This window comes from Janibacter sp. CoH_79_TC_3, from assembly GCF_058197955.1.
This window is the reverse complement of sequence record NZ_JBXWIV010000068.1, coordinates 1-396: the sequence shown is the minus strand read 5'-3', so window position 1 is coordinate 396 and position 396 is coordinate 1. Positions and strand designations below refer to the sequence as shown.

The 396-nt window shown below is 55.8% G+C and carries 1 rRNA gene; it reads right to left on the bottom strand.

Annotation, left to right across the window (positions count from 1 at the left end):
* Positions 1–396: ribosomal RNA gene (locus AC2FA3_RS15100) — 16S ribosomal RNA — on the bottom strand; the annotation flags it as partial.

The following is a 396-nucleotide window of genomic DNA, read 5'->3' as shown; positions in this document are numbered from 1 at the left end:
CCCCAGGCGGGGTACTTATTGCGTTAACTCCGGCACAGAAGGGGTCGACACCTCCTACACCTAGTACCCATCGTTTACGGCCAGGACTACCGGGGTATCTAATCCCGTTCGCTACCCTGGCTTTCGCATCTCAGCGTCAGACACAGTCCAGAAAGGCGCCTTCGCCACTGGTGTTCCTCCCAATATCTACGCATTTCACCGCTACACTAGGAATTCCGCTTACCCCTCCGGCACTCACGTATGACAGTTTCCAATGCAGTCCACAGGTTGAGCCCATGCCTTTCACATCAGACTTGCCACACCGTCTACGCTCGCTTTACGCCCAATAAATCCGGATAACGCTTGCCACCTACTGCGGCTCTTCTTGATCTGGGGGCTGACCGCTCAGTGCTGGAC